Raw genomic sequence first — 17,507 nt, forward strand, 5'->3', positions numbered from 1 at the left:
AGCCGGTCGCCTCCCCAACGGGCCGACCCCTGCGCGCTTACGGAAGGTACCAGACCCAACACGGTCGGAGGAGTTCTTCAGTTGAACTCTCATGAACCTCAAAGACACAACTTCGGACCCGTAGGCCCCATTGACAGCCGGTGGGAATCGTCAGAACAATCACCGGGATTATTGAGCTCCGTGATCCCGCTCGTGGAATTCCATGATGAATCGGCCATGATCAATGCGCCGAGCCCGGCCATGATTCCACACCGGAATCGGCCATGATCCGCTGCTTTCCGAGTTCCTCGTTCCATGCAGTTCCACACAATGCGGGACCCGAATGAGGGGGGTACAGAGTATGACCGAACCCTGGAGAAGATCACGGCCGGCCTGGCTGGCGCTGATCGCTCTCGCCGTCGCAGCCCTGCTGGCGGGCGGCTTCCTGGCACCGGCGGCCTCGGCCGCGGGTGATGCCCGAGGGGGCGCCGACCGTCCGGCGACGGACACCGCCGCCACCGGTTTACGCGCCAAGGACCTCAAGGGCTGGGCCGCGGCCCAGCGGTCCGGCGAGGCCGAGCGCCGCGCCGAGGTGGCCAAAAGCCGCACCGGCGAAAAGCGGACGCTCGCGCAGCGGCTGAGGGCGGCCAAGTCGACCGGCCCGAAGGCGAAGAGCGCGCCGCGGGCCGCCGAGCCCGGCAAGGCCAAGACCCTGGTCCTGTACGACACGGCGGGCCCGTTCGGACACCTCGGTGAGCTGTACGCGATGGGCGTGGCCAACCTCGGCGGCCACTTCGGCACCGTGACCGCCAAGCCGGTCCAGGAGTACACCTCCGGGATGCTGGAGGACTACGACGCCACCGTGTACATCGGCTCCACCTACTACGGCGACGATCTCCCCGACGCCGTCCCGGACGACTTCTACCTGGACACCCTGCTCTCCGAGCGCCCGGTGACATGGATCGGCGACAACATCTGGAACATGGCGAACTCGGTGAGCCTCCAGGAGTTCGAGTACCGCTACGGCTGGGACCCGACCAACTCCTTCAGCCAGGTCGACGGCAGCGTCGGCCAGATCACCAAGGTCACCTACAAGGGCCAGGACCTCACCCGCACCCAGCCGGCCGGCCAGGACGCGGGTGTCATCCACCCCGCCGTCAAGACCGGGTCGCAGGACGCGCCGGTGACCACGCTGGCCCAGATGACCGACACCGCCGGGGGCACCGAGAAGACCTCGCCCTACGCGATCCGCTCCGGCAACCTGACGTACATCGGTGAGATCCCCTTCACCTACGTCAACGAGACCGACCGGATCATCGTCCTCCAGGACCTGCTGTTCGACGCGCTGGCCCCGGACACCGCCGAGCAGCACCGGGCCATGGTGCGGCTGGAGGACATCACCCCGCTGTCCGACGCCACCAGCCTGCGGGCCGTCGCCGACTACCTGAAGTCGCAGAACATCCCCTACGGCATCAACGTCATCCCGGTGTATTCCGACCCCAAGGGCGTGCAGAACAACGGGGTGGCGCGCACCGTCAAGCTCTCCCAGCGGCCCGCCCTGGTGAACACTCTCAAGTACATGCTGAGCAACGGCGCGGTGCTGATGGACCACGGCTACACCCATCAGTACGGCAACGTCGACAATCCGTACAACGGCCTGACCGCCGACGACTTCGAGTTCTACCGGGCTCATGTGGACGCCACCGACACCGTCGTCTACGACGGCCCGGCCACCGAGGACTCCGCCGAGTGGGCGCAGAGCCGGGTCACCGCGGCGCTGGCCGAGTTCGCCCGGGTCGGCCTGCCGGTGCCGAAGCTGTGGACCACCCCGCACTACGCGGCCTCGGCCACCGACTACAAGGTGTTCGCGCAGAACTTCGCGGCCCGCATGGAGCGCCCGCTGTACTTCTCCGGCACCCTCTCCGGCGCCCCCACCGACTCCAGCCGCTACCTCGGGCAGTTCTTCCCGTACCCGGTCACCGACGTGTACGGCACCAAGGTGCTCCCGGAGAACCTGGGCAGCTACGAGCCCGAGTCCCACAACAACAACCCGCCCCGGCTGGCCGCCGACCTCATCAAGAACGCCAAGGCCAACCTCGCCGTCCGGGACGGCTTCGCCAGCTTCTACTACCACCCCTACCAGCCGGTCGAGCCGCTGAAGGAGACCGTCGAGGGCATCCAGGCGCTCGGCTACACCTTCGTCAGCCCCGAAAGCCTGATCTGATCCCCTGTCACATCACCGCCGCCGTTCCCGGTCCGCTCCGCGCGGGCCGGGAACGGCGCGCGTCACCCGGGCCCCGCCCGAGGGAGGCTCCGCCCCGATGAGTGCGCTGAGGCGGGCGGCCGCGGCGTTGACCGCCGCCGTCGCCGTTCTGACCGGATGCTCGACCGGCGGGGACGACCCGCCCGCGCCGCACCGCGTCCAGCTGCGGGGGATCACCCTGCCCGCGTGGAACACCGACGACTACGACCGGCACGAGGCCCGGCACTATCTGCGGCAGATCGCCGCCACCGGCGCCCGGTGGGTGGTGTTCACCCCCACCTGGTACCAGAACGGCGTCCGGGACTCCGCGATGCACACCACCGGGGAGACGGCGAGCGACCGAGGGGTGCGCCGGATCGTCGGCCTCGCCCACGCCGCCGGGCTGAAGGTGATGCTCAAACCGCATGTGGACCTGGTGGACGGCGGCGACCGGGCCGGTATCCGGCCCGCCGACCGGGACGCCTGGTTCACCGCCTACGAACACTTCATCACCCACTACGCCGAGCTGGCCGAGGACCTGGGCGCCGAGCAGTTCTCCGTCGGCACCGAACTGGCCGGGACCTCTGCCGACCGCCGCCGCTGGACCCGGGTCATCGCCGCGGTCCGCGACACCTACCGCGGTCCGCTGACGTACGCCGCCAACTACGACGAGTACGCCCGCATCCGCTTCTGGCGCTCCCTCGATGTGATCGGCATAGACGCCTACTGGCCGCTGACGGACTCCGCCACGACCGACCCGGAGCGGCTGGCGAAGGGCTGGGAGCCGATCGTGGCCGAACTCGCCGCGTTCGCCGCCCGGCAGGACCGGAAGATCCTGTTCACCGAGGCCGGATACGCCAGCCAGCGCGGCACCACGGCCGCCCCGTACTCCTGGACCGTCAGCGAGCACCCCGCGGCCGACGAGCAGTCCGCCGCGTACCAGGCCCTGCTGACCGCGTTCGACGGCCGGTCGTGGTGGGCCGGGGTGTGCTGGTGGATGTGGGACGACTGGCCGGACTCCGGCGAGACCGCGCCACGGCTGGCCTACACCCCGCACGGCAAACCCGCCGAGAAGGTGCTGCGCCGCTGGTGGCGGGGGTGAGACGGCGCTGACGTGCGGTTCGGTCGGTTCCGCCTGGGCTCGGCTGTGTGACGTGGCGGCGGTCGCTGATGGACACCGTGCGTTCCGGGCTGACGATCGAGCGCGCCCGGCTCGAACCGCTGGCCGCGCTGCGGGCGGCGGGACCGGCCGCCGGAGTTGACGACCGCCGTGGACCGGGCGCCACTGGAACGGGACACCGAGGCGGCACTGGAACGGGACACCGAGGCGGCCCGGGGACGGGACACCGAGGCGGCACGGCAGGCGCGGCCCACGCGCTAGCCGTGGAACCGTTCGGCGAGCGGGGCCATCGCGTCGAGCCGGGCGAGCGTCTCGCCCTCCGGCCGCGTCGGCAGGTACAGCAGCACCCGCTCCACGCCGAGCCGCCGATACCCCTCCAGCGCCTCGGGGGTGTCGAGGGCGTCGGGGGCGCCGGGCACCCCGTACACCGTCACCGGCACCTCCCGCCCGGCCACCTGCCGCAGCCGCTCGATCCGCGGGCCCAGGGCGTCGGGAGGCAGGCCGCCCGGCAGCCAGCCGTCCCCGAGGGCGGCGACCCGGGGGAACGCGGCCTCGCCGCCGCCCACATAGATGGGCGGATGCGGACGCTGGACGGGCTTGGGCCACTGGTAGACGGGGTCGAAGTCCACGAACTCACCGTGATATTCCGCCTTCTCCTTCGTCCACAGCTCACGGATCGCCTCCAGCCGCTCGTTCACCAGACGGCCACGCGTGGACGGGTCGGTCCCGTGGTTCTCCATCTCCTCGCGGTTCCATCCGACGCCCACCCCGAACACGGCCCGCCCGCCGGAGACCACGTCGAGGGAGGCCACCTCCTGCGCGGTGGTGATCGGGTCCCGCTGCGCCACCAGGGCGATTCCGGTGCCCAGCAGCAGCCGTGCGGTGACGCCCGCGACGGTGCCCAGCGTGACGAACGGGTCGAGGGTGCGGTAGTAGATCTCCGGCAGTTCGCCACCGCCCGGGTAGGGCGAGCGGCGTTCCACCGGGATGTGGCTGTGTTCGGCGACGAAGAGCGCGTCGAACCCCCGCTCTTCGAGGGCGCGCCCCAGGGCGGCGGGTCCGACGCCCTGGTCGGTCACGAAGGTCGATACGCCAATTCTCACGGCGACTCCTCGGTCGGCGACTCCACGCAGGGTTCAGCGGGTGCGGGGCACAGGAGTAGCCGACGGGTACCCCCTCGGCGGCCCGTCACACCTGATGGACCGGTGAGTCCGCACCGGACCCGGAATGCGACCGGAGGTCGGCAGGTCTTCAAGCGATCGGCACATCCATTCCACAGAAGCCGCGTGTACCGCACGCCGTCGGCGCCCGCGCGGCCCGGTGTGCGGCGTCGGTGCCCGGGAATGCGCGGTTTCCGCGCGAGGCGGCGGGCGGCACCGCGCGAGTGGTGACGCTCGTGTGTGGAGGCCGTGCCGGTCACGTGGGCGGGTGTGCACGCCATGTGATCGGAAAGTTGACGGAATGCGTAGTTCCGGATGAGCCGCCGTTCGAAGGTGGCGAGCCCCCCGTGGTTACATCCTTCCGCGCCGAGACGTTCCCGGAAGCCAGGGTTCCGGCATCACGGGAACGTGCCGCGGTGGCCGGTGGAGAAGCCGTACGCATGTCGGCGACCACCGGCCGTTTACAAGCTCATTTCGAGATACGTATCCAAGGGAGACGCAGTAATGAACAACGCACCCAAGGTCGCGACCCAGGAGATCTCCGACGCTGAGCTGGACAACGTCGCCGGCGGTCTCGGCGCTGTGGGCGACGCCCTGGGCACCGTGCAGGCCGTCGCCGGTCCCGTCACCGGCCCGGTCACCGGCGTCGTGGGCACCGTCACCGGCACCGTTGACGGCGCGACCGGCCTGAACACCTCCGGCATCGTCGGCACGGTCGCCGGTCTCTGAGCCGAGCGCTCCCCATGCCCCGGGCCTGCCTGGTCCGGGGCATGCGCGGTCTCCGGCACCCGTCCTACGGGCCGCCCGGGCCGCGCCCCCGACCCGTTCCCTCGCGCCCCCCCGGCCGGTTGAGGAAAGACTCCCGTGCAGTTCCGCCAGCAGGCCCTTTCCAAGCTGCGGTCGGCAGACGACATCGACCTGCCGGTCCGCTACGCCCGCCCCCAGGGCTGGCTCGCGCTGACGGTCACCCTCGTCGTCATGGCCGCGGCCGCCGTCTGGGCCGTCACCGGCACCGTGGCGGACACCGTGAGCGCCTCCGGAATCCTCACCCATGGCCAGGGCAGCTATGTGCTGCAGAGCCCGGTCAGGGGACAGGTCACCGCCGTGCTCGCCGAGGAGGGCGGCACCGTGCGCGCGGGCGCACCGCTGGTGAAGGTCCGTAACCCCGGAGGCGGCAGCACAGTCGTGCGCGCACTCGCCGCCGGGCGGCTCACCACCCTCTCCGTCTCGATCGGCGCCGTCCTCGACACCGGCGGGGAGGTCGCCTCCGTGGAGCGCGTCCGCGACTCCCGCGACCCGCTGACCGCGACCCTGTACGTCCCCGCCGAGCGGGCGGCGTCGGTGCCCGCGGGCGCGGCGGTCGACCTCGATGTGCAGTCGGCGCCCTCCCGGACGTACGGCGTGCTGCGCGGCCACGTCCAGGCGGTCGGCCGGACCGCCCAGTCGAGCCGTCAGATCGGCTCCTTCCTCGGCAGCGCACAGCTCGGCGAGGAGTTCTCCAAGCACGGCCCGCCGGTCGCGGTGGCGGTACGCCTGGACCGGTCGTCGGCCACCCGCTCCGGCTACCGCTGGTCCTCGCCGAAGGGCCCGCCGTTCGCCCTCGGCTCCATGACCCTGGCCACCGGCACCGTCCACCTGGCCGCCCGTCACCCCGTCGATTGGCTGCTCCCGTGACCTCGACGAACCCGGCGAACCCCTCGGCGAATGCGGCGAACGCGGCGCACGAGAGCGGCGGACCGCCCCGCCCCGCACCCGCCGGGACCAGCGGACGCCGCCGCCCCGAACCGGCCCGTGGACGGCGGCGCGCCCCGCGCCGCGGGAGCGGCCCGAAGAAGCCGGGGCGGCGGACCGTACGCACCCCCACCGTGCTCCAGATGGAGGCGCTGGAGTGCGGCGCCGCCTCGCTCGCCATGGTGCTCGCCCACTACGGACGCCACGTACCGCTGGAGGAGCTGCGGATCGCCTGCGGCGTCTCCCGCGACGGATCGCGCGCCAGCAACCTGCTGAAGGCCGCCCGCGGTTACGGGCTGCGCGCCAAAGGCATGCAGATGGAGCCGGAGGCACTGGCGGAGGTCCAGGCCCCGGCGATCCTGTTCTGGGAGTTCAACCACTACGTCGTCTACGACGGCACGGGACGGCGGTTCGGCAAGCGCGGCGTCCACATCAACGACCCCGACAAGGGGCGCCGTTTCGTCACCACCGAGGAGTTCGGGGCGAGCTTCACCGGGGTCTGCCTGGTCTTCGAACCCGAGGACTCCTTCCGCCGCGGCGGAAGGAAGCCCGGTGTCCTGGACGCCCTGCCCGCGCGGCTGCGCGGCACCGGCGGCACCCTGCTGGCCTCGCTGCTGGCCAGTCTGCTGCTGGTGGCGGTGGGCGCCGCGGTGCCCGCGCTCGGCCGCACCTTCATCGACACCTTCATCGTCGGCGGCCAGACCTCGATGCTGCCACCGCTGTTCGCGTCGATGGCCGTGGCGGTGGTGCTGACCGCGGTGCTGACCGGCGTCCAGCAGGCGAATCTGCTGCGCGGACGCATCATCTCCTCCACCCTCGGCAGCGCCCGGTTCCTGCGCCATCTGCTGCGGCTGCCCGTCACGTTCTTCGCCCAGCGCAGCCCCGCCGACCTGGTGCAGCGCCTGCGGTCCAACGACACCGTCGCCGAGACCCTCGCCCGCGACCTGGCCGCGGCGGCGGTCGACGGCATCGTCGTCGTCCTGTACGCGCTGCTGCTGTGGACCTACGACCCCCAGCTCACCCTGGTGGGCGTCGGGCTGGCGTTGCTCAACGTGGTCGCGATGCGCGTCGTCATACGGCTGCGCGCCACCAGGACCCAGAAGCTGCGCGCCGACTCCGCGCGGCTGACCACCACGGCGTACACCGGCCTCCAGCTCATCGAGACGATGAAGGCCACCGGCGGGGAGAACGGCTACTTCCGCCGCTGGGCCGGTCAGCACGCCATCACCCTGGAGGAACAGCAGCGCCTCGGCGTACCGAGCGCGGTGCTGGGCGTCGTGGCGCCCACCCTCGCCACCCTCAACAGCGCGCTCATCCTGTGGATCGGCGGGCTGCGGGCCGTCGAGGGCCATCTCTCGGTCGGCCTGCTGGTGGCTTTCCAGGCGCTGGTCACCCGCTTCACCGCGCCCATCACCCGGCTCAACGGCGTGGCCGGGCGCATCCAGGATTTCTCCGCGGACGTGGCCCGCCTCAAGGACGTGGAGCGCTTCCCCGCGGACACCCTCCACACCCGTGACGAGGGGCAGCCGGATGCCGACGGCGCCCGCCGCCTCACCGGCCATGTGGCCCTGGAGAACGTCACGTTCGGCTACAACCCGCTGGACGAACCGCTGCTGCGCGACTTCTCGCTGACCGTCGGCCCCGGCCGCCAGGTGGCGCTGGTCGGCGGCTCCGGCAGCGGCAAGTCCACCGTGTCCCGGCTGGTCTCCGGCCTCTACAGCCCGTGGGAAGGCGCCATCCGCATCGACGGGCAGCGGCTGGAGGACATCCCGCGCGGGAGGCTCGCCGCCTCCGTGTCCTTCGTCGACCAGGACGTGTTCCTGTTCGAGGGGACGGTGCGGGACAACGTGGCGCTGTGGGACCCCTCGATCCCGGACGACGCGGTGGTGGCCGCCCTGCGGGACGCCGCGCTCCACGACGACGTCATCGCCCGCCGCCCCGGCGGCATCCACTGCCGCGTCGAACAGGACGGCCGCAACTTCTCGGGCGGGCAGCGGCAGCGGCTGGAGATCGCCCGGGCCCTGGTCCGCCGCCCCAGTGTGCTGGTCCTGGACGAGGTGACCAGCGCCCTGGACGCGCAGACCGAGCAGACCGTCATGGACAGTCTGCGCCGCCGAGGCTGCGCGTGTGTGGTGATCGCCCACCGGCTCAGCACCGTCCGGGACAGCGACGAGATCCTCGTCCTGGACCGTGGCACGGTCGTGGAACGCGGACGGCACGAGGACCTCGCGGTCGCCGGGGGCCCGTACGCCGAGCTGATGAAGGAGCACTGACATGGCGTCCGTACACCCGGCAGCGGACGATGCCATGGACACCGCCGCCCCCGGCGGCGGCGACGCGGTGGTGCGGGCGCTGGGCGCCCTCGGCACACCCGTCGACGGCGCCGGGCTGCGCAGCCTCCCGCTGGAAGGCCCGCAGGTGCTCTGGCTCGTCACCGCGGGCGCCCTCGACCTCTTCGCGGTCGACGCCGCCGAGGAGGGGCAGTGGCACTTCCTCGGCCGCCTGGAGACGGGCGCCGCGCTCCCCGGGCCCGTCGAGGGCCCGCGCCACACCCTGCTGGGGCGGCCCTCGCAGGACTGCGCGGTGCGCCGCATCCCGCTGCGCGAGCTGTACCGGCCGGAGCGGTACGACGCGTACGGCGCGGCGTACGACACCACGTACGGGACCGAGGGCGCGTACCCGGACGGCGGCGGGTTCCAGGACCCGGCGCCGACACCGCTGGAACACGCCGTGGCGCTCGGCGTCAGCCGCAGCCTCGGTGTGCTGTTCCAGGCCCCGCTGGACGGGGGAGCGCAGCTTGGCGAGGAGGCGGCCGACGAGGACCTGCTGTGGCTCCCGGTGCCGCCCGGCAGCGTGCGCTACGGCGCCGAGTACAGCGCCCAGGCCGCCGGTGACCTGCTGATCGACGGTGCGCTGTGGCAGCGGATGGTCAACCAGCAGTACCGGCTCGGCACCGCCGTGGACCGCTGGATCGACACCCTGGAGCGGGCCCACGCGGACCGGACAGCCGCCGGTATCCGGGCCGGTGAGGCCGTCCGCTCGCGCGCCGACGAGGCGCTCATCGCGTCCATCGGCGGCCTGCGGCGCTCGCCCGGGGTCCCGGGGCGGGCAGCGCACGACGGCGGTGACAGCACCGGCAGCACCGACGACGCCGTGTACGCGGTCTGCCGGGCCGTGGCGGACGCCGCCGGGATCACCCTCGCCGAACCGCCGAAGGGCCCCGCCCCGGACGACCGTACCGACCCCGTGGAGCGCGTCGCGGCCCACGCGCGCGTCCGCACCCGCGCCGTCCGGCTGGAGGGCCGCTGGTGGCGCGAGGACGCGGGCCCCCTGGTGGGCTACCGGGCCCTGTCCGGGTCACCGGTGGCGCTGCTGTGGCGGCGCGGCCGGTACGAGGCCGTCAACCCTGCCTCGGGCCTGCGGATACGTATCGGCCGTGGCACCGCGGACGAGTTCGAGCCGCGCGCCGTGATGTTCTACCGCCCGCTGCCCGAACGGTCGATGACGATGTGGCGGCTGCTGCGCTTCACGGCCCGCGGCGCCGGGCCGGATATGCGCAGCCTGTTCGCCGCCGGGCTGGTGACGGTGGCGCTCGGCGCGCTGGTGCCGGTCGCCACCGGCCAGGTGCTCGGCGGGTTCGTACCCCGTGCCGAGAAGAGCCCCATCGTCCAGATCGCCCTGGCGCTCATCATCTCCAGCGTCGTGGCCGCGTCCTTCCTGCTGCTCCAGAACCTGACCCTGCTGCGGCTGGAGGGGCGGCTGGAGAGCACACTGCAGCCCGCCGTCTGGGACCGGCTGCTGCGGCTGCCCACCACGTTCTTCGCCGAGCGCTCCACCGGCGAACTGGCCAGCGCGGCCATGGGGATCAGCACCATGCGCCGGGTGCTGTCCGGCACCGCCCCGGTGGTCCTCCAGGCGGGCACCGTCGGCGCGATGAACCTCGCCCTGCTGATGTACTTCAGCGTGCCGCTCGCGCTCGCCGTCATGGCCATGCTGCTGGTCATCTGCGGCATCTTCCTCGCCATGGGCCTGTGGCAGGTGCGCTGGCAGCGGCGGCTGGTGGAGACCGAGAACAAGCTCAACAACCAGGCGTACCAGACCCTGCGCGGACTGCCGAAGCTGCGGGTCGCCGCGGCCGAGAACTACGCCTACGCGGCCTGGGCCCGCGGCTTCGCCCGCTCCCGCGATCTGCACCAGCGCACCGGGCGCATCAAGAACCTCACCCAGGTCCTGGACGCGGTCTACCTTCCGCTGTGCTCGCTCGTGGTGTTCATGCTGCTGGCCGGTCCGGCCCGGGGCAGCATGTCGGCGGGCGGCTTCCTGACGTTCAACACCTCCGTGACCATGCTGCTGACCTCCGTCACCCAGCTGACCAACTCGCTGGTCTCGGTGGTCGCCGTGCTGCCCATGTTCGAGGAGGTCAAGCCGATCCTGGACGAGCCGCCCGAGGTGCGCGGCGGCAGCGTCCAGCCCGGCTCCCTCTCCGGCGCCCTCCAGGCCAGGAACCTCACCTTCCGGTACGGCGCCGACGGCCCGCTGGTCCTCGACGATGTGTCCCTGGAGATCCGGCCGGGCGAGTTCGTGGCCGTCGTCGGCCCCAGCGGCTGCGGCAAGTCCACCCTGCTGCGGCTCCTCATCGGGTTCGAGCGGCCGGTGTCCGGCAGCGTGCTCTACGACGGCCAGGACCTCGCCGCCCTCGACCAGGCCGCCGTACGCCGCCAGTGCGGGGTGGTGCTCCAGAACGCGCAGCCGCTGGGCGGTACCGTGCTCGACTGCATCCGCGGCGCCGAGCCGTTCACCCCCGAGGAGGCCATGGCGGCCGCCGAACTCGCGGGCCTGGCCGAGGACATCCGCCAGATGCCCATGGGGCTGCACACGATGATCTCCGGCAGCGGCGCCATCTCCGGCGGCCAGCGCCAGCGCCTGATGATCGCCCAGGCGCTCATCCGCCGCCCGCGCGTCCTCTTCTTCGACGAGGCCACCAGCGCCCTCGACAACGAGACCCAGCGCATCGTCATCGACAGCACCCGCCGCCTCCACGCCAGCCGGCTGGTGATCGCCCACCGGCTGTCGACCGTCATGGACGCCGACCGGGTGCTCGTCATGGAGGAGGGCCGGATCGTCGAACAGGGTGCCCCGGCCGAGCTGATGGCCAGGCAGGGCGGAAAGCTCCATGAGTTGGTGCGGCGCCAGCTGAGCTGACCGGCTGCCGCCGCTCCAACAGACCACCGCGGAGCGCTACGGCTTGCGGGCGACCGCCCCGTACATCGCGATGTCCTCGTCCTTGACGACCTCGGTGCCCTTGCCGTCCGGATGCCACTTGTGCACCTGGGCGACACCGGGCCCGACCAGGTCGAGCCCGTCGAAGAACCGTGCGGCCTCGGCCTCGGTACGCAGCCGCATGGGCATGTCGCGCGCCGCGTACTCGCGGGCGACGCGGCCCACCTCCTCCGGGGCGAAGTCGGCGGTGCCGACGGACATCGCCAGATAGCTGCCCGAAGGCAGCGGTTCCAGCAGGCGGTTGACGATTCCGTAGGCGTCGTCCTCGTCGAGGACGAAGTGGACGATCGCGATGACCGTCAGGGCGACCGGCTTGCCGAGATCGAGGGTTTCGCGCAGCTCCGGCGCGTCCAGGATCGCGGCGGGGTCGCGCATGTCCGCCTCGACGTAGGTGGTCTTGCCCTCGGGCGTGCTGGACAGCAGGCCCTGGGACAGGGTGAGGACGATCGGGTCGTTGTCCACGTACACGACCCGCGAGTCCGGGGCGACCGTCTGGGCGATCTCGTGCAGGTTGGGGGAGGTGGGGATGCCGGTTCCGATGTCGAGGAACTGACGTATGCCCGCCTCCTCCGCCAGATAGCGCACGGCCCGGTTCATGAAGTCGCGGTTGGCCCGCATGTGGACCGGCAGGGCGGGCCACTCGCGGGCCATGGCGTCGCCCGCCTCCCTGTCGGCGGGGTAATAGTCCTTGCCACCGATGATGTAGTCGTAGATCCGCGCCGAATGTGCGCTCTCGGTGTCAATCCGTTCGGCCGGCCATCCGTTGTCGCGCAACGCCTGCCCCTCCCATCGCTCGTCGGTCAACTGTCCGGGCCCACGTCACAGCTCCTCGCGGATCTCGCCGAGCAGGGCCTCGGTCTTCTGGGCGGGCGCCGACTGGGCGCTCACCCGGTCCAGCGCCTCGCGGTACACCACCACGTCGTCCGCCTTGTCCAGGTAGACCGCTCCGATCAGCCCGTCCAGGTAGACGATGTCAGGCAACTCGGCGGCCCGGAACCGGAAGACATGGAACGCGCCGGCCGGCATCGCCGGATGCGGGCCGTTGCTGAACGGCATGATCTGCAGGGTCACATGCGGCAGTGCGTTCAGGGCGATGAGGTGGTCGATCTGGGCGCGCATCACGGCGGCGCCCCCGACCGGCCACCGCAGCACGGTCTCGTCCATCACGACCCACAGCCGGGGAGCGGACTCGCTCGACAGCAGCTCCTGGCGCCGCATGCGCAGGGCGACCCTGCGCTCGGTGGCCCCGGCGGGGATGTGCGGATTGCCCGAGCTCAGCAGGGCGCGGGCGTAGTCCTCGGTCTGCAGCAGGCCATGGACGAACTGCGGCTCGTACGCGCGGATCTGGAGCGCCGCCTGTTCCAGGCTCAGATACGCGGCGAACCAGTCCGGCATCACATCGCGGTAGACGTGCCACCAGCCGCGCTTGTTGGCCTCGCGGACCGACTTCAGAAAGGTGTCGAGCTCGTGCTGGTCCGTGACGCCGTATGTCTGGAGCAGCTTCTCGACGTCCGCGAGCCGGAGCCGGGCCACCTTTGCGGCCTCCATCCGGCGGATCGTCGAATGGCTGACGCCGATCGCCGCGCCCGCCTCGTCGTAGCTGAGCCCGGTCCGGGTCCGCAGCTCCTCCAGCTGCTTGCCGAGGATCATGCGGAGGACGGAGGGAGCGCCACCCCATGCGGATTCCGCCGCCACTCCCTGCCTCCTCACGCCGCGTTCCACGGTCGCAGTCTGTCATGATCACCGGTCGCCGCCGCACCTGCATCCAACGACTTGCAAATTTCAAGTTACCTCTTGCAACCCGTTCATAGCAGATGACACAGTGGACATGCCGTCACCGTCCGTGTGACTCCGCGGGAGTTGGCCCGCGGTCCGGGGGAAACGTCGGACGGGCCGGACCGATTCGCGGCCCCGTGACGGCGGAACGTTCGCGTGTGTACGTCGGTAGGCACCGGGCAGTGCAGGACCGGCGCTGCCCACAGTGCGCAGGCAGACGAAAGGCGACCGATCGTGGTTCCCCCCACCCTCCCCCTGCCTTCGGCTCACATGCCGCGGAAGAAGTCCCCGCATGCCGCGAGCGGCCCGCCGGGGCTCCCGCGCGGTGCGCGCCGTGGACGGCTGGTTCTTCCCGCGGGCCTGTCCGCCGAGCTGGGCTACGACGCGGTCGGGATGTCCGCGGAGCACGGCAAGCGGGTCATGGACCGGCTTCCCCACGTCGGCTGTGTCTTCGCCTGCGATGACCTCTGGTGGTGGATCGTGCCCGCCGGATCGCACATCGGACTGGTGTGGCCGGCCGTCACCAGCTACTCGATCGGGGCGTACGTGGGCCCTCCGGGCGGTTCACGCACCGGCAGGACGCCCCGTAACCTCCGCCTCGTCCACCGTCCCGAGGGCGACTCCCCATACACGCCCCCGATCCCGCTCTACTTCCTGGCCTGCCACATCGCCGGCGTCATGCCGTGCTGGTCGGTCACCGAGTAGCGGCCCGTACCCCGGCGGTCAGTGGCGGTAGCCCGCCACCGCGTCCTGGGCGAGCTTCTGGGAGATCCGCAGGGCCGCGCGCACCGACTGCTTTCCGGCGATGGCCGCGCTGATCTGCGCGGAGACCTTGGTGCCGAGGTCGGCGAACTGCGGGATGCCGACGAACGAGATGCCCTGGTAGGGGCGCGGCTCGACGCCGGGGTTCCTGGGGTCGGCGGAGTTTTTCACCGCCGCGTACTCCTGCCGGTACCAGGCCGCCGCCGCCCGCTGGTAGTTGGGGTTGGCGTAGAGCGACTGCCGGCTGCCGGCCGGGGCCTCGCTCCAGCCGAGCGTGTTGCCGATCTGCGCCTGGTACTCCTTCGAGGAGGCCCAGGAGATGAACTTCCAGGCGGCGTCCTTCTTCTTGGAGGCGTTCTCGACGCCCCAGGCCCAGGTCCACAGCCACCCGGCCCGGCGGGTCTTCTCGTGCGGGGCGGGGACGTAGCCGACCTTGCCCTTGACCGCCGAGCCGTCGGCCTCGACCGACGTCGCGAGGGAGCTGGCGTCGTACATCATGGCGCATTTGCCCTGGGTGAAGTCGGCGAGGATTTCCAGGACGCCACTACGCGCGGCGCCGGGCTCGCCGTACTTGCGGACCAGGCCGACATAGAACTGGATCGCCTTCGTGAACTCGGGCGAGGTGAGCTTGGCGTTCCACTGCATGTCGTACCAGGCGCCGCCGAAGGTGTTGACCACGGTGTTGATGGGGGCGAGGTTCTGGCCCCAGCCGGGCAGACCGCGCAGACAGATGCCGCTCGCGCCGTCGGTGCCGTCGATCTTGGCCGCGAGCGAGGCGACCTGCTTCCAGGTCGGATCGCGCGGCATGGTCAGGCCGGTCTTGCGGAAGAGGTCCTTGCGGTACATCAGGAAGGAGCCCTCACCGTAGAAGGGCTCGGCGTAGATCTTGCCGTCGGCGCCGGTCACGGCCTTGATCAGGCTGGGGAAGATATCGCGCTGGTCGAAGGCCTTGTCCTTCTTCTCATAGGAATCCAGCGGGGCGAGCCAGTGCTTCCTGGAGTAGATCGGCACCTCGTACGCGCTCACGCTCGCCACGTCGTACCGGCCCGCCTGCCGGGCGAACTCCGTGTTCATCCGGCTCCGTGTCTCGTTCTCCGGAAGCAGCGTGTAGTCGACGGTGATGCCGGTCCGCGCGGTGAAGTACTTCTGCGTGTACTGCTTCAGGGTCTCCATCTGGGGATTTTTGACGGCGAGCACATGGATGGTGTGCTTCCCTTCCCGGGAAGACCGCACGCCCGTGCCCTGGCAGCCGGAGACCGCCAGAGCCGCGGCGAGCGCGGCCGCCATGGCCGCGCGGGTGAGGAGAAGACGTTTCATCGCACTCCGATGGTCACGGTGAGAGCATCGGATCATCCTTGTAGAACATCGGTAAGATGTCTGGCTTGCCCGAAATGGGAAGCTCTTTTGTGCAGCATAGCGTCACGCCCGGACCGTGACGACCATCAGGTGGGGCCGCGCGCCTGTGCGGAGCGCCGGGCGAGCGAGTCCGCGGCCACCGCGGCCAGCAGCACCCCGCCGGTGACCATGAACTGGACGGCGTCCTGGATGCCCAGCAGCGCCATGCCCGAGGCGATCGACTGGATGACCAGCGCGCCGAGCAGCGCCGACCAGGCCGAGCCACGCCCCCCGAACATGCTGGTCCCGCCGATGACCGCCGCGGCGACCGCGTTGATCAGCAGCATGCCGGAGCCCGCCGCGCGGGCCGTCGTGGGGCTGGCCGAGGTCAGCCCCGACGCCACGAACAGCCCGCCCACCGCCGCCAGCGTCCCCGACACCATGAACATCGTGATCCGCACCCGCGTCACATCGACCCCGGCGCGGCGGGCCGCCTCCACACCACCGCCCACCGCGAACACCTTCCGCCCGTAGCGGGTGCGGCGCAGCAGCAGATCCGAGCCGATGATCACGGCCAGGAAGATCAGCAGGGCGAGCGGCACGCCCTGGAACCGGTCGAGCATATGGGCGGTGGCGAACGCGATCACCGCCAGGGCGGCCGTGCGCACCCCGATCTCGGCCAACGGCCGGTACGGCATCCCGGCGTCCCTGCGCCGCCGCCGGGTCCGCCGCGCGGCCAGGAAGTACCCGGCGGTGCCGAGCGCGGCCAGACCGTACGCGATGATGGCGCCGCTGAAGTAGAGGCTGGTCAGCGCGGCGACCAGACCGCTCTCATCGATGTTGATCGTGCCGCTCGCGCCCAGCAGGTAGAGGGTCAGCCCGTTCCAGGCCAGCAGCCCCGCGAGGGTCACCACGAACGCGGGCACCCCGACCCGGGCGAAGAAGAACCCGTGCACGGCGCCCACGGCCGTCCCCGCGGCCACCGCCACGATGACGGCGAGCCATTCCGGCATGCCGAGGTACACGTTCAGCACGGCGAACGCGGCCCCCGCCAGCCCGCTGACCGAGCCCACCGACAGGTCGATCTCGCCGATCAGCAGCACGAACACGATGCCCACCGCGACCAGCCCGGTGGCGGCGATGTCCACGCTGAGGTCGGACAGATTGCGCGGCGAGAGGAAGTTGGCGTTCAGGCCCTGGAACACCAGCCAGATCACGACGAGGCCGAGGATGACCAGGAGCGGACCGCGCTCACCGACCCGCAGCCCGCGCCGGGCCGCCTCGCCGCCGCGCAGCCGGTGCCGGACGGCGTCGGCGTACCCCCGGATGTTCTGTCCTACGGCCATGCCCCCTCCTCACCCGTCGTGCGGTGGGCCACGGCGTTGTCGGCGGCGCCGGTGATGGAGGAGATGATGCGTTCCTGAGTGGTGGTGGGCACCTCGAAGAGCCCGTTGTTACGGCCCAGGCGCAGCACCGCCACCCGGTCCGCGACGGCCTTGATGTCCCCCATGTTGTGGCTGATGAGGAGCACGCCGAGACCGCGGTCGCGCAGCTCCTCGATGAGGTCCAGGAGCTGGCTGGTCTGCTCGACGCCCAGGGCGGCGGTGGGCTCGTCGAGCAGGAGGACCTTGGGCTCGCCCAGCAGCGAGCGGGAGATCGCGACGGCCTGCCGCTGGCCGCCGGACAGGATGGCGATGGGGGCCCGCACATCGGGGATGCGGATGGACAGCGTGTGCATCAGCTCGCGGGCGCGCCGCTCCATCTCCACCTCGTCGAGGATTCCGGCGCGGGAGACCTCGCGGCCGAGGAAGAGATTGCCGACGACGTCGAGGCTCTCGCACATCGCGAGGTCCTGGTAGACGGCCGCGATGCCCAGGGCCTGCGCGTCGTGCGGCCGTCTGATCTGGACGCAAGTGCCCTCCCACTCGATGACGCCCTGGTCGGCGGGGCCGACCCCGGCGATCACCTTGACCAGGGTGGACTTGCCCGCGCCGTTGTCGCCCACCAGGGCGACCACTTCACCGGCCCGGATCTGCAGGTCGACGTCCATCAGCGCCTGGACGCCGCCGAAGCGCTTGGAGACGCCGCGCAGCGCCAGCAGGGGAGGGGCGGCCATGGAACA

General features: G+C 71.4%; 14 protein-coding genes. 8 read left to right on the plus strand and 6 right to left on the minus strand.

What is annotated here, in order from left to right:
• Nucleotides 1-340 precede the first annotated feature (340 nt).
• The 3 genes from ABZ370_RS05980 to ABZ370_RS05990 all read left to right on the plus strand — a co-directional run bounded on the left by ABZ370_RS05980 (nt 341) and on the right by ABZ370_RS05990 (nt 3,602).
• On the plus strand, nt 341-2,203 hold the full coding sequence (locus ABZ370_RS05980) for a polysaccharide deacetylase family protein (protein ID WP_358617022.1): 1,863 nt from the start codon (nt 341-343) through the stop codon (nt 2,201-2,203).
• 97 nt (nt 2,204-2,300) lie between these two features.
• Complete coding sequence (locus ABZ370_RS05985; RefSeq protein ID WP_358617024.1) at nt 2,301-3,323, plus strand: hypothetical protein; 1,023 nt, start codon at nt 2,301-2,303, stop codon at nt 3,321-3,323.
• Nucleotides 3,324-3,479: 156 nt separating this feature from the next.
• Nucleotides 3,480-3,602 carry a hypothetical protein gene (locus ABZ370_RS05990; protein ID WP_358617027.1) on the plus strand — a complete coding sequence of 41 codons (123 nt, stop codon included), beginning with the start codon at nt 3,480-3,482 and terminating at the stop codon, nt 3,600-3,602.
• Here the strand turns inward: ABZ370_RS05990 and ABZ370_RS05995 are convergent.
• The gene (locus ABZ370_RS05995; RefSeq protein ID WP_358617030.1) at nt 3,599-4,444 is read right to left on the minus strand and encodes an LLM class F420-dependent oxidoreductase; all 846 of its coding nucleotides are present in this window, start codon (nt 4,442-4,444) and stop codon (nt 3,599-3,601) included. The genes ABZ370_RS05990 and ABZ370_RS05995 overlap by 4 nt on opposite strands.
• A 561-nt stretch (nt 4,445-5,005) precedes the next feature.
• Here ABZ370_RS05995 and ABZ370_RS06000 point away from each other — a divergent pair.
• The 4 genes from ABZ370_RS06000 to ABZ370_RS06015 all read left to right on the plus strand — a co-directional run bounded on the left by ABZ370_RS06000 (nt 5,006) and on the right by ABZ370_RS06015 (nt 11,434).
• Entirely contained in the window at nt 5,006-5,230 is a 225-nt protein-coding gene (locus ABZ370_RS06000) for a type A2 lantipeptide (protein ID WP_358617033.1), read from the plus strand.
• Nucleotides 5,231-5,365: 135 nt separating this feature from the next.
• A complete protein-coding gene (locus ABZ370_RS06005) occupies nt 5,366-6,175 on the plus strand; it encodes an HlyD family efflux transporter periplasmic adaptor subunit (RefSeq protein WP_358617036.1) in 810 nt (269 codons plus the stop codon).
• Between the two features lie 200 nt (nt 6,176-6,375).
• Complete coding sequence (locus ABZ370_RS06010) at nt 6,376-8,505, plus strand: NHLP family bacteriocin export ABC transporter peptidase/permease/ATPase subunit (RefSeq protein WP_358617433.1); 2,130 nt, start codon at nt 6,376-6,378, stop codon at nt 8,503-8,505.
• Between the two features lies 1 nt (nt 8,506).
• Nucleotides 8,507-11,434, plus strand: coding sequence for an NHLP bacteriocin export ABC transporter permease/ATPase subunit (locus ABZ370_RS06015; protein ID WP_358617039.1), 2,928 nt, complete (start codon nt 8,507-8,509; stop codon nt 11,432-11,434).
• Nucleotides 11,435-11,470: 36 nt separating this feature from the next.
• On the opposite strand, the gene ABZ370_RS06020 is transcribed toward ABZ370_RS06015, so the two are convergent.
• Both ABZ370_RS06020 and ABZ370_RS06025 read right to left on the minus strand, forming a co-directional pair.
• Complete coding sequence (locus ABZ370_RS06020) at nt 11,471-12,286, minus strand: SAM-dependent methyltransferase (RefSeq protein ID WP_358617436.1); 816 nt, start codon at nt 12,284-12,286, stop codon at nt 11,471-11,473.
• Nucleotides 12,287-12,331: 45 nt separating this feature from the next.
• Nucleotides 12,332-13,207: a helix-turn-helix transcriptional regulator gene (locus tag ABZ370_RS06025; protein ID WP_358617042.1), complete on the minus strand. Its 876-nt coding sequence runs from the start codon at nt 13,205-13,207 to the stop codon at nt 12,332-12,334.
• A 351-nt stretch (nt 13,208-13,558) separates the two neighbouring features.
• Between ABZ370_RS06025 and ABZ370_RS06030 the strand changes: the two genes are divergently transcribed.
• Entirely contained in the window at nt 13,559-13,993 is a 435-nt protein-coding gene (locus ABZ370_RS06030; RefSeq protein WP_358617045.1) for a hypothetical protein, read from the plus strand.
• 18 nt (nt 13,994-14,011) lie between these two features.
• Here ABZ370_RS06030 and ABZ370_RS06035 read toward each other — a convergent pair whose 3' ends face one another.
• From ABZ370_RS06035 to ABZ370_RS06045, 3 genes are all read right to left on the minus strand, one after another.
• Nucleotides 14,012-15,367, minus strand: a complete 1,356-nt coding sequence (locus tag ABZ370_RS06035) for a sugar ABC transporter substrate-binding protein (RefSeq protein WP_358617048.1) — start codon at nt 15,365-15,367, stop codon at nt 14,012-14,014.
• Between the two features lie 125 nt (nt 15,368-15,492).
• Nucleotides 15,493-16,731: a sugar ABC transporter permease gene (locus tag ABZ370_RS06040; protein WP_358617051.1), complete on the minus strand. Its 1,239-nt coding sequence runs from the start codon at nt 16,729-16,731 to the stop codon at nt 15,493-15,495.
• Entirely contained in the window at nt 16,722-17,501 is a 780-nt protein-coding gene (locus ABZ370_RS06045; protein WP_358617054.1) for an ATP-binding cassette domain-containing protein, read from the minus strand. Before ABZ370_RS06045 ends, ABZ370_RS06040 begins: the two co-directional genes overlap by 10 nt.
• Between the last annotated feature and the right edge of the window lie 6 nt (nt 17,502-17,507).

It is taken from the genome of Streptomyces sp. NPDC005962 (assembly GCF_040629205.1).
GTDB lineage: Bacteria > Actinomycetota > Actinomycetes > Streptomycetales > Streptomycetaceae > Streptomyces.